The organism is Pasteurella sp. P03HT (genome assembly GCF_054052285.1).
This window is the reverse complement of record NZ_JBSIUM010000007.1, coordinates 50,458-70,591: the sequence shown is the minus strand read 5'-3', so window position 1 is coordinate 70,591 and position 20,134 is coordinate 50,458. Positions and strand designations below refer to the sequence as shown.

Below are 20,134 nucleotides of genomic sequence, written 5' to 3'. Positions count from 1 at the left end.
TTGATCGCAATGTTTCACAAAAAAACTGTTGCATTTTTGTGCAAAAGTGACTACATTGCACCGTTTTTAAAATAATTTAGGAGTGAAATAGAACTATGATTATGGATAACTTCGATTCTCCGTTTTTATATAATCGTCCAGAGATTACTGTTGAGTCTTTGAAAAAAACCATTGTATCGAAACTTATCTTTTTGATTGGCCGCTCACCAAAAGAAGCGAGTCAGCGTGATTGGCTTAACGCGACCTTGTATGCCGTACGTGATTTTGTGACAGAAGGCTGGATTACGACAGCTCGTCAAGCACGAAGCGAAGAAACGCGTCGAGTTTACTATTTATCAATGGAATTCTTGATCGGAAGAACATTATCTAACGCGATGCTTGCTGAAGGCGTATACGATGTTGCAAAACAGGCATTGTCTGAACTGAATGTGAATTTAGAAGATGTACTCGAAAAAGAAGTTGATCCAGGTTTAGGGAATGGCGGTTTAGGCCGCTTGGCTGCTTGTTTTATGGATTCGATTGCGACGTTAGCATTACCTGGCGTCGGTTACGGTATTCGTTATGAATACGGTATGTTTAAACAAGAAATCGAAGATGGTCACCAAGTCGAAAAACCAGATGCGTGGTTAGATAAAGGCGCACCATGGGAATTTATTCGTCCTTCTAAACGTCATACTGTTCGTTTCGGTGGTGGTATTCATTTTGAAGGGAAAAAATGTATTTGGACCAGTAAAGAAGAAGTTGTTGCATTAGCCTATGACCAAATGATTCCTGGTTATGCAAATGATTCTGCGGCAACATTGCGTTTATGGGGAGCTTACGCGGGGGATCGTTTCGATCTTGCGGACTTCAATAAAGGTGATTATTTTGCGGCAGTACAAGATCGTATGTTAAGCAAAAATATTTCCCGTGTTCTGTATCCAGATGATTCTACGTCAAGTGGTCGTGAGTTACGTTTGCGTCAAGAGTATTTCTTAGTCTCTGCATCATTACAAGATATTATTTATCGTCATAAACGTATTCATCACACGATGGAAAACTTTGCGGATAAAGTCGCAATTCATTTAAATGACACACACCCTGCATTAGCTATCCCTGAATTAATGGTGATTCTCATTGATGAAGAAGGGTTTGAGTGGAAAAAAGCGTGGGATATTACCCGTCGTGTCTTCTCTTATACTTGCCATACCCTCATGTCTGAAGCATTAGAAACCTGGCCTGTAGAAATGATGGCGCATATTTTACCGCGACACTTACAGATGATCTTTGAAATTAATGATTATTTCTTAGAATATGTCCGCACTTATGTGACAACCGATGCTGATTTTATCCGCCGTGTTTCGTTAATTGAAGAGGGCGATCATCGTAAAGTCCGTATGGGATGGCTATCTGTTGTTGGTTCTAACAAAGTGAATGGTGTTGCAGCCATCCACTCTGATCTCATGGTGACTTCAACCTTTGCTGACTTCGCACGTATTTACCCAGAGCGTTTCACTAACGTAACAAACGGAATTACACCGCGTCGTTGGATTGGCGTTGCAAACCCAGAATTATCTGCATTATTTGACAAATATATCGGTAAAGAATGGCGTCGTGATTTAAGTCAATTAACCTTATTAAAAGATAAAGTACAAGATCCTGCGTTGAAACACTCTGTCGCGCAAATTAAGTACAATAATAAAGTGAAATTAGCTGCCTACATCAAAAATGAATTAGGAATCGAGGTGAATCCAAACGCATTATTTGATGTACAAGTCAAACGTATTCATGAATATAAACGTCAAATCTTAAATGTGTTGCATATTATTGCACGTTATAATGCGATGATTGAAAACCCTGAGAAAAATTGGGTACCACGTGTATTCATCTTAGCAGGTAAAGCAGCTTCAGCTTATTATGCGGCAAAACAAACGATCAACTTGATTAATGATGTGGCAAATATCATTAACAATGATGAACGTTTACAAGGTCGTTTAAAATTGGTATTTATTCCTAACTATAGCGTGAGCTTAGCGGAATTGATCATTCCTGCTGCGGATATTTCAGAACAAATTTCATTAGCGGGTACGGAAGCGTCAGGGACCAGTAACATGAAATTTGCGTTAAACGGCGCATTAACGATTGGTACACTGGATGGTGCAAACGTTGAGATTTTAGATAATGTGGGTGAAGATCACATCTTTATCTTTGGTAATACCGTAGAACAAGTCGAAACGTTACGTCGTAACGGCTATCGCCCATTCGATTATTATCAACGTGATGAAGAGTTACGTAATGTTGTGGATCAAATTATCTCTGGTCGTTTTTCTCCAGAAGATTCAAACCGTTACCATCAATTATTACAATCATTACAATATCATGATTATTATCAAGCATTTGCTGATTTCCGTAGCTATGTTGATATGCAACAACAAGTGGATGAGAAATATCAGGATCAAGCGGCTTGGATTGATAGTACGTTACAAAACATTGTCAACATGAGTTATTTCTCTTCTGACCGTACTATTCTGGAGTACGCCGAGAAAATTTGGAAAATTAAGCCGATTAAATAAGCGCTGAGTTTTTAATTGGTTCACCTTTAAGTGCGGTTGAAATGTGTATTCATTTTAACCGCACTTGTTATTAGTCGAGGAGAAAAATGTAAGGTCTAAAAGGCATGTTATTGTGATAAACGAACTTCTTTTAACCAGCGCTCAATAATCCGTTTGGCTTCTTGACTAGCACCAAAACGTTCAAAATCAAGATCAACAAGCTTGAGTGAGGCTGGGATAGTATCATTCGGTACGATTTTAGCATACTTATTTGTTGGAATTTGATAAGGCGCTTGTTTCATCCAATCTACTTCTTGCCCTTCTTTACTGAGTATCCAGTCCATAAATAACTTTGCATTGTCTAGATTTCGTGCACCTTTAATAATGCTTATTCCGCCCAAAGCATAGCTATCGCCATCACACATCGATAAAGATTCTACGGGTGCACCTTTGAGTTTTTCTTTTTCAAAGGTGTGTAAGAAACCAACACTTACTGCCGTATCTCCACGTGATAAATTTTGTGTCACTAATCCTGTTTTTACATATTGAGAAATGTTTTTATCCAATTGTTTTAAAAAAGTAAATGCCTCTTCTTCTCCCCAGAGATGAATCAGCGTTGCAATAAAGCTGTAAGCTGTGCCTGAACTTTGTGGATCGGGCAATTGCACTTCATCTTTCAGAGAGGGGTGTAATAAATCACGCCAACATTGCGGTGGCTGGAGCCCCAGTGTTTTTAACTTTTCAGTATTGATGCCAAGCCCAAGGATAAGCATATAAGCAAAAGAGGTGTAATCGCCGTATTTAGCGATAATCGGTTGGAATTGAGGGAGAATGTCTGCTTGATTTGGTGAACGATAGGCTTCTAATAAGCCGAGATCTCGTGCTTGAAGATGGGGTTCTAAGGTTCCGCCATACCAAATGTCTGCTTGAGGGTTATTTTTTTCGGCTTTCAGTTTACCGAGCGTGACGCCTGTACTATGGCGAACAAATTTAGTATTGACTTGATATTTTTCAGAGAATCGCTTTGCCATTTCTTCACACGCAGTATGTTGTAACGTGCAATAGAGGGTTAAGTTACCTTCTGCTTGTAGTAATGGCGCGGTAAATAACAAAGTACTGACGAGGCAACGTGCCTTTCGTTTTAAGATACTACATCGTTTCATTGTCTATTCCATTAGTTGTTACACAAAGTAATAAGTGAAGCTTTATACAAAAGCGACGCATAATAACAAAATTTTTCGTCAGTTTCGATGATAAAAAGGTATAAAAATCTTATAGTTAGTCGGTTTGTTGGTTTTCTGCGCAAAATAAAAGGGTAGCTCTCGCTACCCAGATCGTTTTAGCTTATCAGTCACCTTTATTTTGACTTAACCAGTATTTCGCATTCCTGCCGCGATACCTGTAATAGTAATCATCAGTGCTTGCTCAACATCCAGATTGGTATGTTCTGGCTGGCTGCGCAAACGACGTAATAATTCAACTTGTAATAAATTGAGGGGGTCAGTATACACATTGCGTAGCGCAATAGATTCAGCTATCCAAGGTAAGTCAGACATCAATTGATCTTCATGAGAAAGTGATAACACAGTCTGTATATCCTCTGTTAACTGTTGGCGTAATGATTGACCAAGATGCCAAAGCGCTGGTTTGACGAGATGTTGGTCATAATGTTCGGAAAGCCATGTGTCTGTTTTACTGAAAACCATCTCTAACATCCCAATACGCGTTGAGAAAAATGGCCATGTTTTACACATTTCTTCAATGAGCTCGGCTTTACCTTGTCCAATTGCTTGACGTAGTGCAGCGCCAGCACCTAACCAGGCTGGTAACATTAGACGGTTTTGCATCCAAGCAAAGATCCAAGGAATCGCCCGTAAGCTTTCTACGCCCCCGTTTGGATTACGTTTGGCAGGGCGAGAACCTAATGGTAGTCTAGATAATTCTTGTTCTGGCGTAGCGGCACGGAAATAGGGAACAAAATCTTTTTCACCACGTACAACTTGGCGGTAAATGTCACAAGAGCAAGCCGCTAATTCATCCATTAGGTCGCGCCATTTCCCTTTCGGTTCAGGGGGGGGTAAGAGGTTAGCTTCTAGAATTGCACTGGCATACAAGTCTAAACTGCCTCTTGCGATATCTGGTAGTCCTAATTTAAAGCGAATCATTTCCCCTTGTTCTGTCACACGCAACCCATTTTTGAGTGAACGAGGTGGCTGAGAAAGTAATGCCGCGTGAGCAGGAGCCCCACCACGCCCAATTGTGCCACCTCGTCCATGGAATAACGTCAATTCAATATTTAAGTTTTCACATAAATTGACTAATGCTTCTTGCGAACGGTATTGTGCCCATGAGGCTGCCATCATGCCAGCATCTTTTGCGGAGTCTGAGTAACCAATCATGACCATTTGTTTATTGTTGATAACACCTCGATACCAACCGATACTAAATAAAGTTTTCATCACTTGCTCAGAGGCATTTAAATCATCTAATGTTTCAAATAAAGGAACAACAGGTAAATGGTAGGTGAGGCCAGACTCCTTGAGCAATAAGTGGACAGCTAACACATCTGAGGCGGTTTTTGCCATGGAAATAATATAACAAGAAATGACGCCTTCTGGCTGTTCGGCAATGACTCGGCATGTCTCTAACACTTCTTGTGTTTCGGCAGATGGTGTCCAATGTCGCGGTAAGAGTGGGCGACGTGAATTTAATTCACGAATAAGAAAAGCTTGTTTATCATTTTCGCTCCATTGTGAATAATCTCCTAGACCAATATAGCGAGTGATCTCAGCAATCGCGTCCATATGACGAGTACTTTCTTGACGAATATCAAGGTGCGATAACGTCACACCAAAGCATCGGATGCGACGTAGACAGTCAAGTAATAGACCATTTGCAATAATGCGCATACCACAAGCTTGCAGTGATTGATAGCAATCGTAGAGCGGTTCCCAAAGTTGAGCATCAAGCGTGATGATCTCATTTTCAGTTGTTCTCGGTTGGCGATTGGCTAACAAATCATCATAGTAAGCTAATGTCATCGTGAGTTTAGTACGAAGTTGTTTGACGACAGCGCGATAAGGTTCTACGTGATCACCATATTTGGCACGAAACGTCTCAGTACATTTCACGACAGATAATTCATCTGCGAGTGCTTGAATATCGGTCAAAAATAAACTGGCTGCTTTCCAACGTGCGAGTTGTAGGACTTGGCGGGTCACCTGAGCAGTGACAAAAGGATTACCATCTCGATCACCTCCCATCCAAGAAGAGAAACGAATAGGATTGGATTCCACGGGGAGATTAAATCCAAAAAATTCGACCGCACTTGTATTGAGTTGGCGTAGGAACGCTGGAACAGCTTGCCATAAACTGTTTTCAATGACAGCAAATCCCCACTTAGCTTCTTCAAAAGGGGTAGGACGCTGAGTGCGAATTTCGTTAGTATGCCAAGCCTGAGCAATCAGCTGTAATAAGCGACGTTCAACGTTTTTACGTTCTTCTTCTGTTAAATCATCGTGTTCGAGCTTACTTAAGCATTTATTGATTTCAACATGTTTATGTACTAAAGAACGGCGAGTGACTTCAGTGGGATGAGCGGTTAAAACAAGTTCGATGAGTAATTTTTCAACGGTCTCCATCACTTGTGCTTTAGGCATATTTTGTGCTTTTAAACGTTGAAATAACGCTCTAATCGAACGATCAGAAGCCACTTGATCATGATGCTGGCGAGAAACCGTTTGATATTGTTCAGCAATATTCGTGAGATTGAGAAACTGACTAAAGGCCCGTGCAACAGGAATAATGGTATCATTTGATATTGTTGCTAGCGTGTTCAAGAGTGCTTGACGCGCTTTATCATCGCCACTACGTGAGTTACGTGATAAAACACGAATATTTTCGATTAATTCAAGAATGTCACTGCCTTGTGCATCGCTAATAGTTTCGCCTAAAAAACGTCCAAGCATACTGATATTATTACGCATCGTAGCGTACTGCTGAATCATGAAATACCTCGCGGAATACAGTTAAATTAAAAATGAGTAAAGTTCAGAACTGGAGTAGATATAACCAAAATACTTACAAAGATCAATGAGAATTAATTTTTAAAATTAAAAAAATATCCTGCACAGTAAAATTGCTATCTTTTTTATTTTTTAAGTCGGTATATTAAATAGTTTTTAATAAATAAATGAAGTCACCTCACTTTTCATTAAGTGAGGTGAGATGTGTTAAAGAAGGGATTTAACGGATTTACGAATAACAAGTTCAGGATGCATTTCGATGACTTCACGTTGATCAGATTTCTCATTAATTCGTTCAAATAATAATGTGACCGCTCTTGCTCCTAAACGTGATTTAGATTGATGAATCGTCGTTAAAGGCGGTGAGTAAAAACGTGACGCATGAATATTATCATAACCAATAATAGAGATGTCTTCTGGAACACGTAATCCTTTTTCACCGATTGCGGAAATCGCACCAAGTGCCATTACATCATTGCAACAAAATACTGCACTTGGTCGTGTTGGCTGCGCTAAAATTTTATTCATGCACTCATAACCATCTTCAGGCTCAAAAAAACCTTCCATGACCCAATCTGGATTGATCGTCAACTTCGCGTCGTTCATGGCTTTAATAAACCCTTCATAGCGCGTTTTAGCCGTCGTTTTAGTGAGTTCACCAGCAATAATCCCGATATTTTGGTGCCCATTATCAATTAAATATTTCGTGGCAATGTAACCGCCTTCGAAACTGTGATCTTGGATGATATCTGTATGTTCATTATTAGGACCCCAATCCATGACAACCATTGGTAGCGAGGTAAAATTCGCTAATAAATCGAGTGAGTCTTGAGTATATTCAGCGCACATGACTAAGATGCCATCCACGCGTTTTTTGATTAACATTTCAAGGTGATTTTTGATTTTTTCGACGTTATTTTGCGTGTTACACAAAAAGAGCGAATAGCCTTGGCGATAACAATGTTCTTCAACGGCATGAATCACTTCAGCAAAATAAGGGGCTTCACTACTTGTTACAATCATCCCGATTGATTTTGTGGTATTGACTTTTAAACTGCGAGCGACCGCACTTGGTGAGTAATTTAATTCTTGAATAGCCTGTAAAACTAATTTTTCCGTTTCTGCTGCAACAAAGCGAGTTTTATTAATAACATGTGAGACGGTGGTCGTCGATACTCCCGCCATTTTTGCGACATCTTTGATTGTTGCCATAATTCTTTTTCTCCATACAAATTCTATCTATTATAAGGATTCAAATAGAATTGGTTAAGCGCTAGATGAGAAATATTTGTTGGGGGTCACATATTTTTTTACTGTAGTCGATCATTATGCTTCTATTCCAAATAAAATTATTGGTAGAATGGGCACTATTCATAATTTAATAAACACATGAGAGGTGAAATATGAGTGAATTTGGTTATGCAATGATGACAGTCGCATTGGCTTTAGGTTTGATTGTGGTATTAGCAACGTCTATTTTTTAATCATAACAAATTTTTTAGTAAAAAGCTGAGCGTGATGTGATCACCTCAGCTTTTTTATTTTAAACAAGCCTGGAGCGCTTGCGCGAGTTCAGGATAGGTAAATTGAAATCCTTCCGCTAACAATTTTTGTGGCATAATTTTTTGACTATCAAGCAGAAGCTGTGCTCTTTCGCCTAGTAAGAAATTTAATACAAATGCGGGGACTGTCGCAAAGTGCGGTCGTTTAAGCAGCTTACCTAAGGTGGCATTAAATTCTGCCTGACGAATCGGTGTGGGAGCAACAAAATTGAATGCGCCATGGCAAGTTGGATGATGTAGGAGAAAAAGGATGCCTTCTATCATATCCGCTAAGGCAATCCAGCTCCAATATTGTTGCCCATTTCCGAGTTTTCCCCCTAAGCCTAAGCGATAAAGGGGCAACATTTTACTCAGCGCCCCACCTTGATGAGACAGCACTATACCAGTACGTAATACGCAAACACGTGTGTTCGCTTTTAATGCAGTCGTTTCCCATTGTTGACAGAGTTGGCTAGGAAAGTGACTAGAAGGGAGAGACTTTTCTGTAATCAGAGCTTCACCTTTATCGCCATAATACCCCGTCGCTGAACCTGAAATGAACGTATGAGGTGGACGATCACTTTGATTGATCAACGCTGTGATTTGTGCAGTCAAATTGACTCGGCTGTGTAATAGACGATGTTTCTGCTTTTCTGACCAACGGCGTTGAAAAATTGGTTCGCCAGCGAGATTGATCACGGCATCGACCTCATTTAAGTTGGAGTATTGGCTAAGTGTTGTGATCAGTTTCACTGCACTCGGGAGTTGGGTATGTGCTCGTTCAGGTGAGCGAACTAACGCTGTAACTTGATGTCCTTGTTGTAATAAACGGACGGTTAATGTTGAGCCAATTAATCCTGTTGCACCAGTGATTAAGATCTGCATAGCACGCCCCTTGTGGTGTGGAGTCGATAATTAAAATTAGATAGAACTTTCAAATAGCTCGCGAATACTAGTAATTAAATCATCAATATTGGATTCACGGGTAGGCGTCACGAAAATGGTATCATCGCCTGCAATTGTCCCTAAAATACCGTCTGCTTTTCCAATAGAGTCGAGTAAGCGAGCAATAAGTTGGGCTGCTCCAGGCGTCGTTTTTATCACTACAACAAAGTGATTATGATCAATATCCAGCACTAAATTTTTAAGCGGGCTTTTAGTGTTTGGTACACTCAGTTCATTAGGTAAACAATACACCATTTCCATCCGTGTATTGCGTGTACGGACTGCACCAAATTTCGTTAACATTCGAGATACTTTAGACTGGTTAATATTGGTAAAGCCCAAATCTTGTAAAGCTTGCACAATTTCACTTTGCGAGCCAAAACGTTCTTGAGCTAACAAATCTTTAAACGCGTTGAGCAGGGTATCTGGCTTTTCGTTATTCATAATGACTTTCCTTTTGGCATTTGATGCGCTGATCTTGCATAAGTTTGCATAAATATGCAAATGAATTCCATAAGGTTGTTTTGATTTTAAGCAAAGTGCGGTCGCTTTTTCTTGAAAATTTGAGTTAGATCTCACTATTGAACTTATCTGTTTGAATTTATATTGGCTTCATTTTAGAATTTTATAGATTCACTTTATTAACCCATAAGGAGTAGCAAATGAAAGTTGCAGTTCTAGGTGCCGCAGGCGGTATTGGTCAAGCGTTAGCATTATTATTGAAATTACAATTACCAGCGGGTTCAGAGTTATCACTCTATGATATTGCGCCAGTCACCCCAGGTGTTGCTGCAGATGTTAGCCATATTCCAACCGCAGTAAGCGTGAAAGGTTTCGCTGGCGAAGATCCAACACCAGCATTGCAAGGTGCTGATGTGGTATTAATTTCTGCTGGCGTAGCACGTAAACCTGGTATGGATCGTTCAGACTTGTTTAATATCAATGCAGGTATTGTTCGTAACCTAATTGAAAAAGTGGCTGCCGTATGTCCAAAAGCATGCGTAGGAATCATTACTAACCCAGTTAATACCACAGTTGCGATTGCTGCAGAAGTATTGAAAAAAGCAGGAGTTTACGATAAACGTAAATTATTTGGTGTAACAACACTTGATATTATTCGTTCAGAAACGTTTGTCTCTGAATTGAAAAATTTAGATCCTGCTCGTACGACGGTTCCTGTCATTGGTGGGCATTCAGGTGTGACAATTTTACCGTTGCTTTCTCAAGTTCAATATGCTGAATGGAAAGCTGAAGAGATTGCACCGTTAACAAAACGTATCCAAAATGCAGGTACGGAAGTGGTTGAAGCAAAAGCTGGTGGCGGATCCGCAACATTATCTATGGCGCAAGCTGCAGCGCGTTTTGCACTTTCTTTAGTGAAAGGGTTACAAGGTGAGAATGTTGTAGAGTGTACCTATGTGGAAGGATGTGGTAAATACGCACGTTTCTTTGCACAACCTGTTCGTTTAGGTAAAGAAGGGGTCGAAGAGATTCTACCAATTGGTCCATTAAGTGCATTTGAACAACAAGCATTAGATTCAATGTTAGACACATTACGTGCAGACATTGAGTTAGGTGAGAAATTTGTAAATCAATAATTATCGTCTTATTGTGTTTAAGCGCATCACATTGAGTAGATGCGCTTTTTTTATCATAAAATCAGTTATTAAAATAAAATTTTTAATAAAAATCGTGAGTTAGTTCACATTATTAAAAATAACCATTTGCAAAATAAGGGTTATTTCCGTATTCTTAGCACAACTAAAAACAAGTGCTATAAAAATAGCCGACATATTTTGCTTTCCGAGTAGTGCCTTAACATAAGGCACTTTTTTTATGCCCAAAAAACACAATAAAAAAGCTGATAAGTTGATCAGCTTTTTGTTTATTGTCTGGAGATATTACATTTTTTCGACCGTTTTAATACCTAATAGCGCCAAACCTTGTTTTAAGGTGTTAGCGGTCAGTAAGGCGAGTTTTAAACGGCTTAGTTTTACTTGTTCATCTTCATTATTTAAGATTGGACAATGTTCGTAGAATGAAGAGAAGATTCCCGCGAGTTCGTATAAGTAGCTACACAAAACATGTGGTGTTCCTTCTTTGGCAACAACGTGAATTGCCTCTTCAAATTGTAATAATTTTACGGCTAAAGTATGCTCTTTTTCGTCAATAATCGCGACATTAACCGCTTTTAAATCCTGCTCTGTGAGCTGGCTGCGATTAAAGATTGAACGAATACGGGTATAAGCATATTGCATATATGGCGCCGTATTTCCTTCAAAACTCAACATATTATCCCAATCAAAGACATAATCGGTTGTACGGTTTTTCGATAAGTCAGCATACTTAACCGAACCAATTGCTACGGCCTCAATGACAGCCTTCTTCTCTTCTGCAGAGAGTGTGCTACTTTTTTCTTCAATTAACTGGCTGGCACGTTCTATCGCTTCATCTAATAAATCGGCAAGTTTAACTGTCCCACCTGTACGGGTTTTAAACGGTTTTCCATCTTTACCTAACATCATGCCAAAATTTTTATGTTCAAGTTGGAAATGATCGGGGACATAACCTGCCTTACGTGTAATTAGCCAAGCTTGTTGCATGTGTTGACTTTGTCGTGTATCAGAAAAGACTAAAGCACGATCTGCTTTTAACGTTTCATAACGGTATTTGGCTGCCGCAATATCCGTTGTGGTGTATAAGAAACCGCCATCTTTTTTCTGAACGATTACCCCCATTGCTTCGCCATCTTTATTCTTGAATTCATCAAGATAAACAACCCACGCGCCTTCATCTTCAACTGCTAACCCTTGCTTTTTAAGATCCTCTACGATACTTGGTAACATAGGATTATATAAACTTTCCCCCATGACATCTTTTTCGGTAAGTGTTACATTGAGACGATTGTAGTTTTCCTGGTTTTGTTGCATCGTGATATCTACGAGTTTTTTCCACATTGCGCGACAATATTCGTCTCCACTTTGGAGTTTCACTACGTAGTGACGGGCTTTTTCTGCAAACGCTGGATCCGCGTCATAGTGTTCTTTCGCCGCACGATAAAAAGCCTCTAAATCACTGAGCTCCATTTCTGAAGCCTGTTCATTTTCCATTTTTTCAAGGTAGGCAATCAGCATGCCAAATTGTGTGCCCCAATCACCTACATGGTTAGCACGAATGACATGATGACCTAAAAATTCGAGGGTACGCACCACCGCATCGCCAATAATTGTTGAGCGCAAATGTCCCACGTGCATTTCTTTGGCAACGTTCGGTGAAGAGTAGTCGGCTACGACGGTTTGTTGCTCTTCTGCTGTTACTCCTAATTTTTTATCACTAAAAGCAGCATCAATCTGTTTAGCTAACCAACTTTTATTTAAGAAAATATTAATAAATCCAGGCCCTGCAATTTCTATATGATCAGCAATAGCGTTTAAATCGAGATGTTGAATAACATGCTGAGCAAAATCTCGAGGATTCATCCCCGCTTTTTTGGCGGCTGCCATAATACCGTTTGCTTGATAATCACCAAATTGTGCTTTACTTGACTGACGTACAAGTGCATCACATTGTGAGTCAGCACCTGCAGAGACCATGGCTTGTGTTATCTTGTGAGAGAGAATAGATTGAATATTCACTGTATTTTGATACCTAAATTATGAATTAATAAAATAATCGGCTATGATACCGTTCTTTATCTATTCAGAAAAGATACTCATACAAAAAATGATAACTTTTGAACAAAACAACGTACTTTTACATAATGAAACCGCGCTTGCCCAAACGTTTTTGTCTTTTGAAGAAAAAATACAGCAATTAGCTCAAGCAATGAATTTGAGGTTAAATGAGTATGAAATTGATCACGTTGCTTTGCGTGCTAACACAACGGCGTTAGCAAAATATTGGCTGACACATTTCTTAAAGTGCGGTACAATTTTGAGCAATAATATCGTCAATGGACGGATGATTTATTTAATCAAATTAAATCAGCCCTTGCAGTTAGCTGGGCAACTCATTGACGTGATAGAATTACCTTTTCCAAAAGACAAAGTTTATTCTGTTGAAGGATGGGAACATATTGAAGTCGTGATCCCTTTTCTGCAACATGAAACAACAGAAGAATGGATAAAAAGGATTAATCTTTTGTTTTTGTGGAACCAATTAACGACATTAACGGTCAAAGTGAGCGAACCTAAAGTGGAAGGGGAGCGGTTACCTAACCCATCCATTGCAGTCAGCTTTGCAGATAATCGAGATAATCATACCTGCATTAAGATTCATCCTTATAATATCAAGCAAATTATTGAGGTCTAGTCAGCAAAGATGAAAAATGCAATTATGTTAGCCTGCGTGACAGCACTGAGTTTGGGGCTGGTTGCGTGTACAAAGAATCATAATGATCGCTATTATAATAATGGTTATCGTGCTGAAATTCTTTTCAGTGAATATAATGGTGAGAATTTATTGATTACAGTTCGTAAAAACAACTGTGAAAACAAAGAAGGTCCGTTGGAAACAATCCAAATGGACCACAAATATGATTCAACTTTAGTTGTTGGTGCTTGTGTTCGAGTACTAGAGAATCATGAGGGATTAAAGAATATTTCAACATTTAATCCAAAATCACCTATATAATTTTATTTTCAGGTAGGAGTTTTATGAAAAAAATTACGTTAGCATTAGCTATTTTAATGAGTTTAGGTTTAGCAGGTTGTGCCAATACTGACATTTATAGCGGTAATGTTTATGAAGGCAATCAATCGAAAGAAGTGCGTTCAATTAGTTACGGAACGATCGTTTCAAGTCGTCCTGTGAAAATTCAAGCAGATAACCAAGGCGTCTTAGGTTCAGTCGGCGGTGGCGTACTGGGTGGTATTGCAGGTTCTGGTATCGGTGGCGGTACAGGGCAAATGATTGCAACAACTGTCGGTGCAATTGCGGGTGCGGTGATTGGTAGCAAAGTTGAAGAAAAAGCAACTCAAGTGGATTCATTAGAACTGGTTATCAAAAAAGATAATGGTCAGGAAATCGTTGTTGTACAAAAATATGATGCGAGTTTAATGCCTGGTGCACGCGTGCGTATCGTAGGTGGCTCGAAAGTGAATGTCTCTGTAATTAGATAAACTTTTGTCTTCTAGATAAAAGGCTTTCAGGTTTGTCTGAAAGCCTTTTTGTTTTTTAGTGAGTATGTGAATAAAAAGATTTTTTATAATTTCTTTTTAAATACATGATAGAATTATCCGATTTTTTATTTTGTTTTATTTATTCACAGGGTTAATCAATGAAACCAAGTATTGTCAGTAAATTAGAAAGTTTAAAAGAGCGTCACGAAGAGCTAGAAGCGCTGTTAGGTGAGGCTTCTGTTATTAGTGATCAGGATAAATTTCGTGCGTATTCAAAAGAGTATGCACAATTAGAAGATGTTGTGAAATGTTTTGCGCGTTGGAACCAATTACAAAACAATGTCGAAGAAGCACAGTTTTTGCTAGATGATCCAAGCATGAAGGACATGGCTCAAGAAGAAATTGAAATGTGTAAGGCGGAAATCGAACAAGTTGAGCAGCAATTACAAATTCTCTTATTACCTAAAGATCCGAACGATGAATATAACTGCTATTTAGAGATCCGCGCTGGAACGGGCGGTGACGAAGCGGGCATTTTCGCTGGCGATTTATTCCGTATGTACAGTCGCTATGCAGAAGGCAAACGTTGGCGAGTCGAAGTACTAAGTGCGAATGAAAGTGAACAAGGTGGCTATAAAGAAATCATTGTAAAAGTCAGTGGTGAAGGAGTATATGGTCAACTTAAATTTGAATCTGGTGGACATCGTGTTCAGCGTGTCCCTAAAACTGAATCACAAGGTCGAATTCACACTTCTGCTTGTACGGTAGCCGTTATGCCTGAGTTACCAGAGTCTGAGTTACCTGAAATTAATCCATCAGATTTGCGCATTGATACTTATCGTTCTTCTGGGGCTGGGGGGCAGCACGTTAACACAACGGATTCTGCAGTACGTATTACACATATTCCAACGGGTATTGTGGTGGAGTGCCAAGATGAACGCTCACAACATAAAAATAAAGCAAAAGCATTATCTGTGTTAGCTTCACGTATTGTTCAAGCTGAAAAAGAGCGCCAAGAACAAGCACAAGCGGATACGCGTCGTAACTTGTTAGGTTCGGGTGACCGATCAGATAAAATTCGCACATATAATTACCCACAAGGTCGTGTTACGGATCACCGTATCAATTTAACAGTATATCGTTTGGAAGAAGTGATGAATGGGAAAATTGATGAGCTGATTCAACCTATTATCACAGAATATCAAGCGGATCAATTAGCCGCGTTATCTGAACAAGCATAAAGCCGTGAACCTCGAGAACGTGATTGAGACGTTGAGTGGTATCCGAGGAAATAATATATGCAATATAATAAGAAGAAAGCGAGCGGGTTCTCTGAACCTGCCTTTTTTATTTCTGATGAGGTTCAATTAGCAAATCGTTTTAAGCGTTTTATGGCCAATTGGATAAATCTGATTTTTTTATTTATCCTGTTCTCTATTTCGGTTGTTGCTTATGAATATTGTGCTGAGAAGACAAAACAGTCAGTAGACATTTTATTATATTGGTTGTTATCTGTGAGTTGTTATTTGTTTGTACAATTAGTTTTGATGAAATATTATGGGCAAACTTTAGGCAAGCATCTGCTAGGTCTCATTGTCGTGAGTCAACAAGATTATCGTCGATTACCTTATTGGTGTTATGTTGTACGTGAGCTATTGGATATATTATTTTGTTTATTACAACTCCCTTTTTTAGTGAGTCTCATGATGATGTTAAAAACAAAACGGTGGCGTTCTTTATCGGATATGTGCGTTTCTTCTGTTGTAATTGAAATAAAAAATAAACGTTAAATGGATAAGCATATTTTTGACAAACAACGGGTATTTGATATTACCCCTAACTATTTAGCCTGTTTAGTGATTACGGGAGTGAAAACCACAACCTGTTCTGGTCGACTTTTGTATGATATTCGGCGGGAAGCATTGCCTCAAGTGAATGAGGTAGTACAAATCTTAGACTCTCAACATCGACCTCTTGCCACAATCAAATTGCATACAGTTGAGCAATTTGCGTTTGGACAAGTACCAAAAATCTATGCTCAAATGGAGGGAGAAGAGTACGAGGTATGGTTTGAACGTCATCAAGTATTTTTTAATCAACAATTAGCAGAGTTGAGATGCCAAGAAGTTGATCAATACACAGGTGTTTGCAATAAAAATGTGACAGGTGATTTTCAAGTAATATGTGAACAATTTTGTGTTGTGCATATTGAACCCAAAAGTTATGCCGAGTGGCTGAGTTTTGCAGAAAAAGTACTCTTAGAGCGCACGCTTAATGACCCCTATCTTAATATAAAACGTGATATCCAAGTGTTGCTGTCTTTTGTGACAGGGCGAAATAAAGCTGCTATTTTAGCCTTTCCAGAAACATTGCTTTGTACTGAACAATTACAACATCTTGCCCAGTTATTAGTTCGTCGCGCTAACGGTGAGCCGATAGCTTATATCATTGGTGAGAAAGAGTTTTGGTCATTGCCGTTAAAAGTCTCGCCAGACACCTTAATTCCACGTCCAGATACGGAGATCTTGGTAGAAAAAGCATTGGAAATCGCGCTCTCCCGTTTAAATGCACCAGATTTCTCTGGGGAGTTAACCATTTTAGACCTTGGAACAGGAACGGGGGCTATTGCCTTGGCGCTAGCCGCAGAGTTAATGCCTTGCGCGAAAAAGCGCGGAGTCAATGTGAAGATTTTAGGGGTAGATGTCGTGCAGGGGGCTGTTGAGTTGGCCAAGCAAAATGCGCAACAACATCAACTTGAGGTGGAATTTGTACAAAGTCATTGGTTTTCGGCACTGACGTCAACCATGAGGTTCGATGTTATTGTAAGTAATCCACCTTATATTGATGCGGATGATGTTCATCTTTCTCAAGGTGATGTGCGTTTTGAACCTCGAAGTGCGTTAGTGTCTGAGCAACAAGGTTATGCAGATTTACAAGAAATTATTCAACAAGCGCGTCATTTTCTGAAAGACGGCGGCTATTTGTTAGTCGAACACGGCTGGCAACAAGGGGAAAAAGTGCGGTCTATTTTTCAAAAAAATCAATGGCAAGCCATTTCAACAATACAAGATTACAGCAGTAATGAGAGAGTGACCTTAGGTGTTTGGGGGGTAACAGAATGAAATATATCAAGAAAGCACTTTATGATGAAATGTTAGCTTTTTACAATACAACATTACATAATCATGAAGAAGTATTACGTATCCGTGGGCAAATTGGACACTTAGTGCGTGCTGCACGTAAAGCAATTCCTGACGAAATGGATGCAAAAGCGAAGATCCATTTATTATTGCAATTATTCTATGGGGAGTGGGGCTTTCATTGTGATCCCCAGTCTTATTTTCTGTCTTCCAATTTGTATTTAAATGATGTGTTAGACAGACGTCGAGGGATGCCTGTTAGCCTTGGGGCCATTTTGTTGTATATCGCAGATCGGTTGAACTTGCCACTTTATCCAGTCGATTTCCCAACACAATTAGTGTTACGTGCGGATGTGGACGGTGAGGTTGCCTTTATTAATCCGTGGGATGGGCAATATATTCCAAGAGCATTATTAAATAAATGGTATGAAGGGGCGATGGGATTTGGGGTCGAATTGACGCCCACAGACTTAGCTGTAGCAGAAGTAGGGGATTTATTGGGACGTTTTAGACAACTGGCAAAGAATGCGTTAATTCGAGAAGAACGGAATGATGAAGCATTGCGCTATATTTCACATTTGATGCACTATAACCCCGATGATCCTTATGAAGTTCGCGATCGTGGTTTGGTGTTAGCGCAGATGGGCTGTTACCATGTGGCGACAGAAGATTTTGAATATTTTATTGATCAATGTCCGCAAGATCCCACTGCCGCATTACTGAAAACACAATTAGAAGAATTAAAACAAGATTCTTATCCTATTCACTAAGAAGGAAAACATGATGCAAAACAAAGTAATTCGTTTAGATAAGATTGAAATTGCTAATGACAAACCATTTGTATTATTCGGTGGGATGAATGTCTTAGAGAGTCGTGATATGGCAATGCAAGTGTGTGAAGCCTATGTCAACGTCACAGAAAAGTTAGGCGTTCCTTATGTGTTTAAAGCCTCATTTGATAAAGCCAATCGTTCTTCCATCCATTCTTACCGTGGGCCAGGCATGGAACAAGGCTTACATATTTTCGAAGAGTTAAAAAAGACGTTTGGCGTTAAAGTAATTACGGATGTACATGAAATTTATCAGTGTCAGCCTGTCGCTGAAGTGGCTGACATTATTCAACTTCCTGCTTTTTTAGCGCGTCAAACTGACTTAGTTGAAGCAATGGCTAAAACAGGTGCGGTCATTAATGTGAAAAAACCACAATTCTTGAGTCCTGGTCAAATGGGCAACATTGTTGAGAAAATTGAAGAATGTGGCAATGATAAAGTCATTTTATGTGATCGTGGTACTAATTTTGGTTACGATAATCTTGTCGTCGATATGTTAGGGTTCTCGGTCATGAAAAAAGTGTCTAAAGGTTGTCCCGTTATTTTTGATGTTACTCACGCATTACAATGCCGAGACCCATTTGGCGCTGCTTCAGGCGGTCGTCGCGGTCAAGTGACTGAATTAGCGCGGGCAGGGATGGCTGTAGGATTAGCAGGGCTATTTTTAGAAGCACATCCTAACCCAAATCAAGCAAAATGTGACGGTCCTTCTGCGTTACCACTTTCAGCACTTGAAGGTTTTGTGACTCAAATGAAAGCGATTGATGATTTAGTCAAACAGTTTCCAGCGTTAGATACATCCAATTAACGTTTTCTTGATAAAAAAGCATCGGGCGTTTTTGTGTGATTATGTTGCTATCAACCCGTCTTACAAAATGATGTCTTGTTGTGAATGGGAAAAAGCCTCTACGATAGAGGTTTTTTCTTTAATCGGGCGAATGTACAAAACAATAATGTGATTTTATAAAATTTGTATTTGCTATCTCAATTCAAATTGGACACAATACTTATTCATTGCAATATTAAAGGAGTGACCAATGTTAAAAATCGTTTTTCTTGATAGTACTGCTATTCCGAAGCACATTCCGATTCCTCGTCCTCGTTTTGAACATGAATGGATTGAGTATGAACATACCTCGTCGGATCAAGTTGTTGAGCGTATGCAAGACGCAGAAATTGCAGTAACCAGTAAAGTTGTGTTTAGTCGTGAAGTGATGCAACAATTACCGAAATTGAAGCTGATCGCGATTACGGCAACAGGAACGAATAACGTCGATTTAGTGGCGGCTAAATCACTTGGTATTGCAGTGAAGAATGTGACAGGTTATTCCGCTACAACAGTACCTGAACATGTATTAGGTCTCATTTATGCGTTAAAACATAGCATCATGAGCTGGTATCGTGATCAACTCTCTGCCAAATGGGCTGATAGTAAACAATTTTGTTATTTCGATTATCCGATTACGGATGTAAAAGGGTCAACCTTAGGTGTTGTTGGTAAAGGGTGCTTAGGTTCTGAAATTGGCCGTTTAGCAACTTTACTCGGTATGAATGTTCTTTATGCAGAACACCGTGGTGCGACAGCTTGTCGGGAAGGTTATACCCCATTTGAAGAAGTATTAAAACAGGCTGATATCATTACGCTACATTGCCCATTAACTGAAACCACACAAAATTTAATGAATAAAGAAACACTGGGATTAATGAAAAAAGGTGCTTTTTTAATTAATACAGGGCGTGGTCCATTAGTGGATGAGCAAGCATTGGTGGATGCCTTAGAAAGTGGGCATTTAGGCGGAGCAGCCGTAGATGTGTTAGTAAAAGAACCGCCAGAGAAAGAGAATCCTATTATTCAAGCGGCGACACGTTTACCAAATTTAATTGTGACACCACATATTGCTTGGGCATCTGACAGCGCAGTGACTACATTAGTCAACAAAGTGACACAAAATATTGAAACCTTTGTTAAAGAGGAATTCAACCTATAATGACAAAATATCGT

At 39.4% G+C, this 20,134-nt stretch carries 17 protein-coding genes; 11 read left to right on the top strand and 6 right to left on the bottom strand.

Annotated elements, in window-relative coordinates:
* Window positions 1-95 precede the first annotated feature (95 nt).
* Window positions 96-2,552, top strand: coding sequence for a glycogen/starch/alpha-glucan phosphorylase (locus ACWIT3_RS07190; protein ID WP_457162068.1), 2,457 nt, complete (start codon window positions 96-98; stop codon window positions 2,550-2,552).
* 107 nt (window positions 2,553-2,659) lie between these two features.
* Here ACWIT3_RS07190 and ACWIT3_RS07185 read toward each other — a convergent pair whose 3' ends face one another.
* The 5 genes from ACWIT3_RS07185 to argR form a co-directional block, all read right to left on the bottom strand.
* Window positions 2,660-3,694, bottom strand: a complete 1,035-nt coding sequence (locus tag ACWIT3_RS07185; RefSeq protein WP_457162067.1) for an ABC transporter substrate-binding protein — start codon at window positions 3,692-3,694, stop codon at window positions 2,660-2,662.
* A gap of 204 nt (window positions 3,695-3,898) precedes the next feature.
* The gene (gene ppc, locus ACWIT3_RS07180; RefSeq protein WP_457162066.1) at window positions 3,899-6,538 is read right to left on the bottom strand and encodes a phosphoenolpyruvate carboxylase; all 2,640 of its coding nucleotides are present in this window, start codon (window positions 6,536-6,538) and stop codon (window positions 3,899-3,901) included.
* A gap of 225 nt (window positions 6,539-6,763) precedes the next feature.
* Complete coding sequence (gene purR, locus ACWIT3_RS07175; protein WP_046338384.1) at window positions 6,764-7,768, bottom strand: HTH-type transcriptional repressor PurR; 1,005 nt, start codon at window positions 7,766-7,768, stop codon at window positions 6,764-6,766.
* A gap of 326 nt (window positions 7,769-8,094) precedes the next feature.
* On the bottom strand, window positions 8,095-8,982 hold the full coding sequence (locus ACWIT3_RS07170; protein WP_457162065.1) for a TIGR01777 family oxidoreductase: 888 nt from the start codon (window positions 8,980-8,982) through the stop codon (window positions 8,095-8,097).
* A gap of 36 nt (window positions 8,983-9,018) precedes the next feature.
* Window positions 9,019-9,486, bottom strand: coding sequence for a transcriptional regulator ArgR (argR, locus tag ACWIT3_RS07165; RefSeq protein ID WP_457162064.1), 468 nt, complete (start codon window positions 9,484-9,486; stop codon window positions 9,019-9,021).
* A gap of 218 nt (window positions 9,487-9,704) precedes the next feature.
* Between argR and mdh the strand changes: the two genes are divergently transcribed.
* Window positions 9,705-10,640, top strand: coding sequence for a malate dehydrogenase (gene mdh / locus ACWIT3_RS07160; protein ID WP_457162063.1), 936 nt, complete (start codon window positions 9,705-9,707; stop codon window positions 10,638-10,640).
* Between the two features lie 303 nt (window positions 10,641-10,943).
* Here the strand turns inward: mdh and argS are convergent, their stop codons facing one another.
* The gene (gene argS / locus ACWIT3_RS07155) at window positions 10,944-12,677 is read right to left on the bottom strand and encodes an arginine--tRNA ligase (protein WP_457162062.1); all 1,734 of its coding nucleotides are present in this window, start codon (window positions 12,675-12,677) and stop codon (window positions 10,944-10,946) included.
* Between the two features lie 88 nt (window positions 12,678-12,765).
* Between argS and ACWIT3_RS07150 the strand changes: the two genes are divergently transcribed.
* The 9 genes from ACWIT3_RS07150 to ACWIT3_RS07110 all read left to right on the top strand — a co-directional run bounded on the left by ACWIT3_RS07150 (window position 12,766) and on the right by ACWIT3_RS07110 (window position 20,120).
* Window positions 12,766-13,353 (top strand): VOC family protein, encoded by a 588-nt coding sequence (locus ACWIT3_RS07150; RefSeq protein ID WP_457162061.1) that lies wholly within the window; start codon window positions 12,766-12,768, stop codon window positions 13,351-13,353.
* A 9-nt stretch (window positions 13,354-13,362) separates the two neighbouring features.
* On the top strand, window positions 13,363-13,674 hold the full coding sequence (locus ACWIT3_RS07145) for a hypothetical protein (protein ID WP_457162060.1): 312 nt from the start codon (window positions 13,363-13,365) through the stop codon (window positions 13,672-13,674).
* A 23-nt stretch (window positions 13,675-13,697) separates the two neighbouring features.
* Window positions 13,698-14,162 (top strand): outer membrane lipoprotein, encoded by a 465-nt coding sequence (locus tag ACWIT3_RS07140; protein WP_046338391.1) that lies wholly within the window; start codon window positions 13,698-13,700, stop codon window positions 14,160-14,162.
* 158 nt (window positions 14,163-14,320) lie between these two features.
* Window positions 14,321-15,403, top strand: coding sequence for a peptide chain release factor 1 (prfA, locus tag ACWIT3_RS07135; RefSeq protein ID WP_457162059.1), 1,083 nt, complete (start codon window positions 14,321-14,323; stop codon window positions 15,401-15,403).
* A gap of 57 nt (window positions 15,404-15,460) precedes the next feature.
* Window positions 15,461-15,952, top strand: a complete 492-nt coding sequence (locus ACWIT3_RS07130) for an RDD family protein (RefSeq protein WP_457162058.1) — start codon at window positions 15,461-15,463, stop codon at window positions 15,950-15,952.
* On the top strand, window positions 15,953-17,284 hold the full coding sequence (gene prmC / locus ACWIT3_RS07125) for a peptide chain release factor N(5)-glutamine methyltransferase (protein ID WP_457162057.1): 1,332 nt from the start codon (window positions 15,953-15,955) through the stop codon (window positions 17,282-17,284).
* Window positions 17,281-18,072: a SirB1 family protein gene (locus ACWIT3_RS07120; protein ID WP_046338394.1), complete on the top strand. Its 792-nt coding sequence runs from the start codon at window positions 17,281-17,283 to the stop codon at window positions 18,070-18,072. Before prmC ends, ACWIT3_RS07120 begins: the two co-directional genes overlap by 4 nt.
* A 13-nt stretch (window positions 18,073-18,085) precedes the next feature.
* Window positions 18,086-18,940: a 3-deoxy-8-phosphooctulonate synthase gene (gene kdsA, locus ACWIT3_RS07115; protein ID WP_457162122.1), complete on the top strand. Its 855-nt coding sequence runs from the start codon at window positions 18,086-18,088 to the stop codon at window positions 18,938-18,940.
* A gap of 229 nt (window positions 18,941-19,169) precedes the next feature.
* Complete coding sequence (locus ACWIT3_RS07110; RefSeq protein ID WP_457162056.1) at window positions 19,170-20,120, top strand: 2-hydroxyacid dehydrogenase; 951 nt, start codon at window positions 19,170-19,172, stop codon at window positions 20,118-20,120.
* The last annotated feature ends 14 nt before the right edge of the window (window positions 20,121-20,134 follow it).

Excerpts from the sequence above, each read along its gene's own strand:
- ACWIT3_RS07190 (WP_457162068.1), top strand. The coding sequence starts at position 96 with ATGATTATGGATAACTTCGATTCTCCGTTTTTATATAATCGTCCAGAG.
- ACWIT3_RS07185 (WP_457162067.1), bottom strand. The coding sequence starts at position 3,694 with ATGAAACGATGTAGTATCTTAAAACGAAAGGCACGTTGCCTCGTCAGT.
- ppc (WP_457162066.1), bottom strand. The coding sequence starts at position 6,538 with ATGATTCAGCAGTACGCTACGATGCGTAATAATATCAGTATGCTTGGA.
- purR (WP_046338384.1), bottom strand. The coding sequence starts at position 7,768 with ATGGCAACAATCAAAGATGTCGCAAAAATGGCGGGAGTATCGACGACC.
- ACWIT3_RS07170 (WP_457162065.1), bottom strand. The coding sequence starts at position 8,982 with ATGCAGATCTTAATCACTGGTGCAACAGGATTAATTGGCTCAACATTA.
- argR (WP_457162064.1), bottom strand. The coding sequence starts at position 9,486 with ATGAATAACGAAAAGCCAGATACCCTGCTCAACGCGTTTAAAGATTTG.
- mdh (WP_457162063.1), top strand. The coding sequence starts at position 9,705 with ATGAAAGTTGCAGTTCTAGGTGCCGCAGGCGGTATTGGTCAAGCGTTA.
- ACWIT3_RS07150 (WP_457162061.1), top strand. The coding sequence starts at position 12,766 with ATGATAACTTTTGAACAAAACAACGTACTTTTACATAATGAAACCGCG.
- ACWIT3_RS07145 (WP_457162060.1), top strand. The coding sequence starts at position 13,363 with ATGAAAAATGCAATTATGTTAGCCTGCGTGACAGCACTGAGTTTGGGG.
- ACWIT3_RS07140 (WP_046338391.1), top strand. The coding sequence starts at position 13,698 with ATGAAAAAAATTACGTTAGCATTAGCTATTTTAATGAGTTTAGGTTTA.
- prfA (WP_457162059.1), top strand. The coding sequence starts at position 14,321 with ATGAAACCAAGTATTGTCAGTAAATTAGAAAGTTTAAAAGAGCGTCAC.
- ACWIT3_RS07130 (WP_457162058.1), top strand. The coding sequence starts at position 15,461 with ATGCAATATAATAAGAAGAAAGCGAGCGGGTTCTCTGAACCTGCCTTT.
- prmC (WP_457162057.1), top strand. The coding sequence starts at position 15,953 with ATGGATAAGCATATTTTTGACAAACAACGGGTATTTGATATTACCCCT.
- ACWIT3_RS07120 (WP_046338394.1), top strand. The coding sequence starts at position 17,281 with ATGAAATATATCAAGAAAGCACTTTATGATGAAATGTTAGCTTTTTAC.
- kdsA (WP_457162122.1), top strand. The coding sequence starts at position 18,086 with ATGCAAAACAAAGTAATTCGTTTAGATAAGATTGAAATTGCTAATGAC.
- ACWIT3_RS07110 (WP_457162056.1), top strand. The coding sequence starts at position 19,170 with ATGTTAAAAATCGTTTTTCTTGATAGTACTGCTATTCCGAAGCACATT.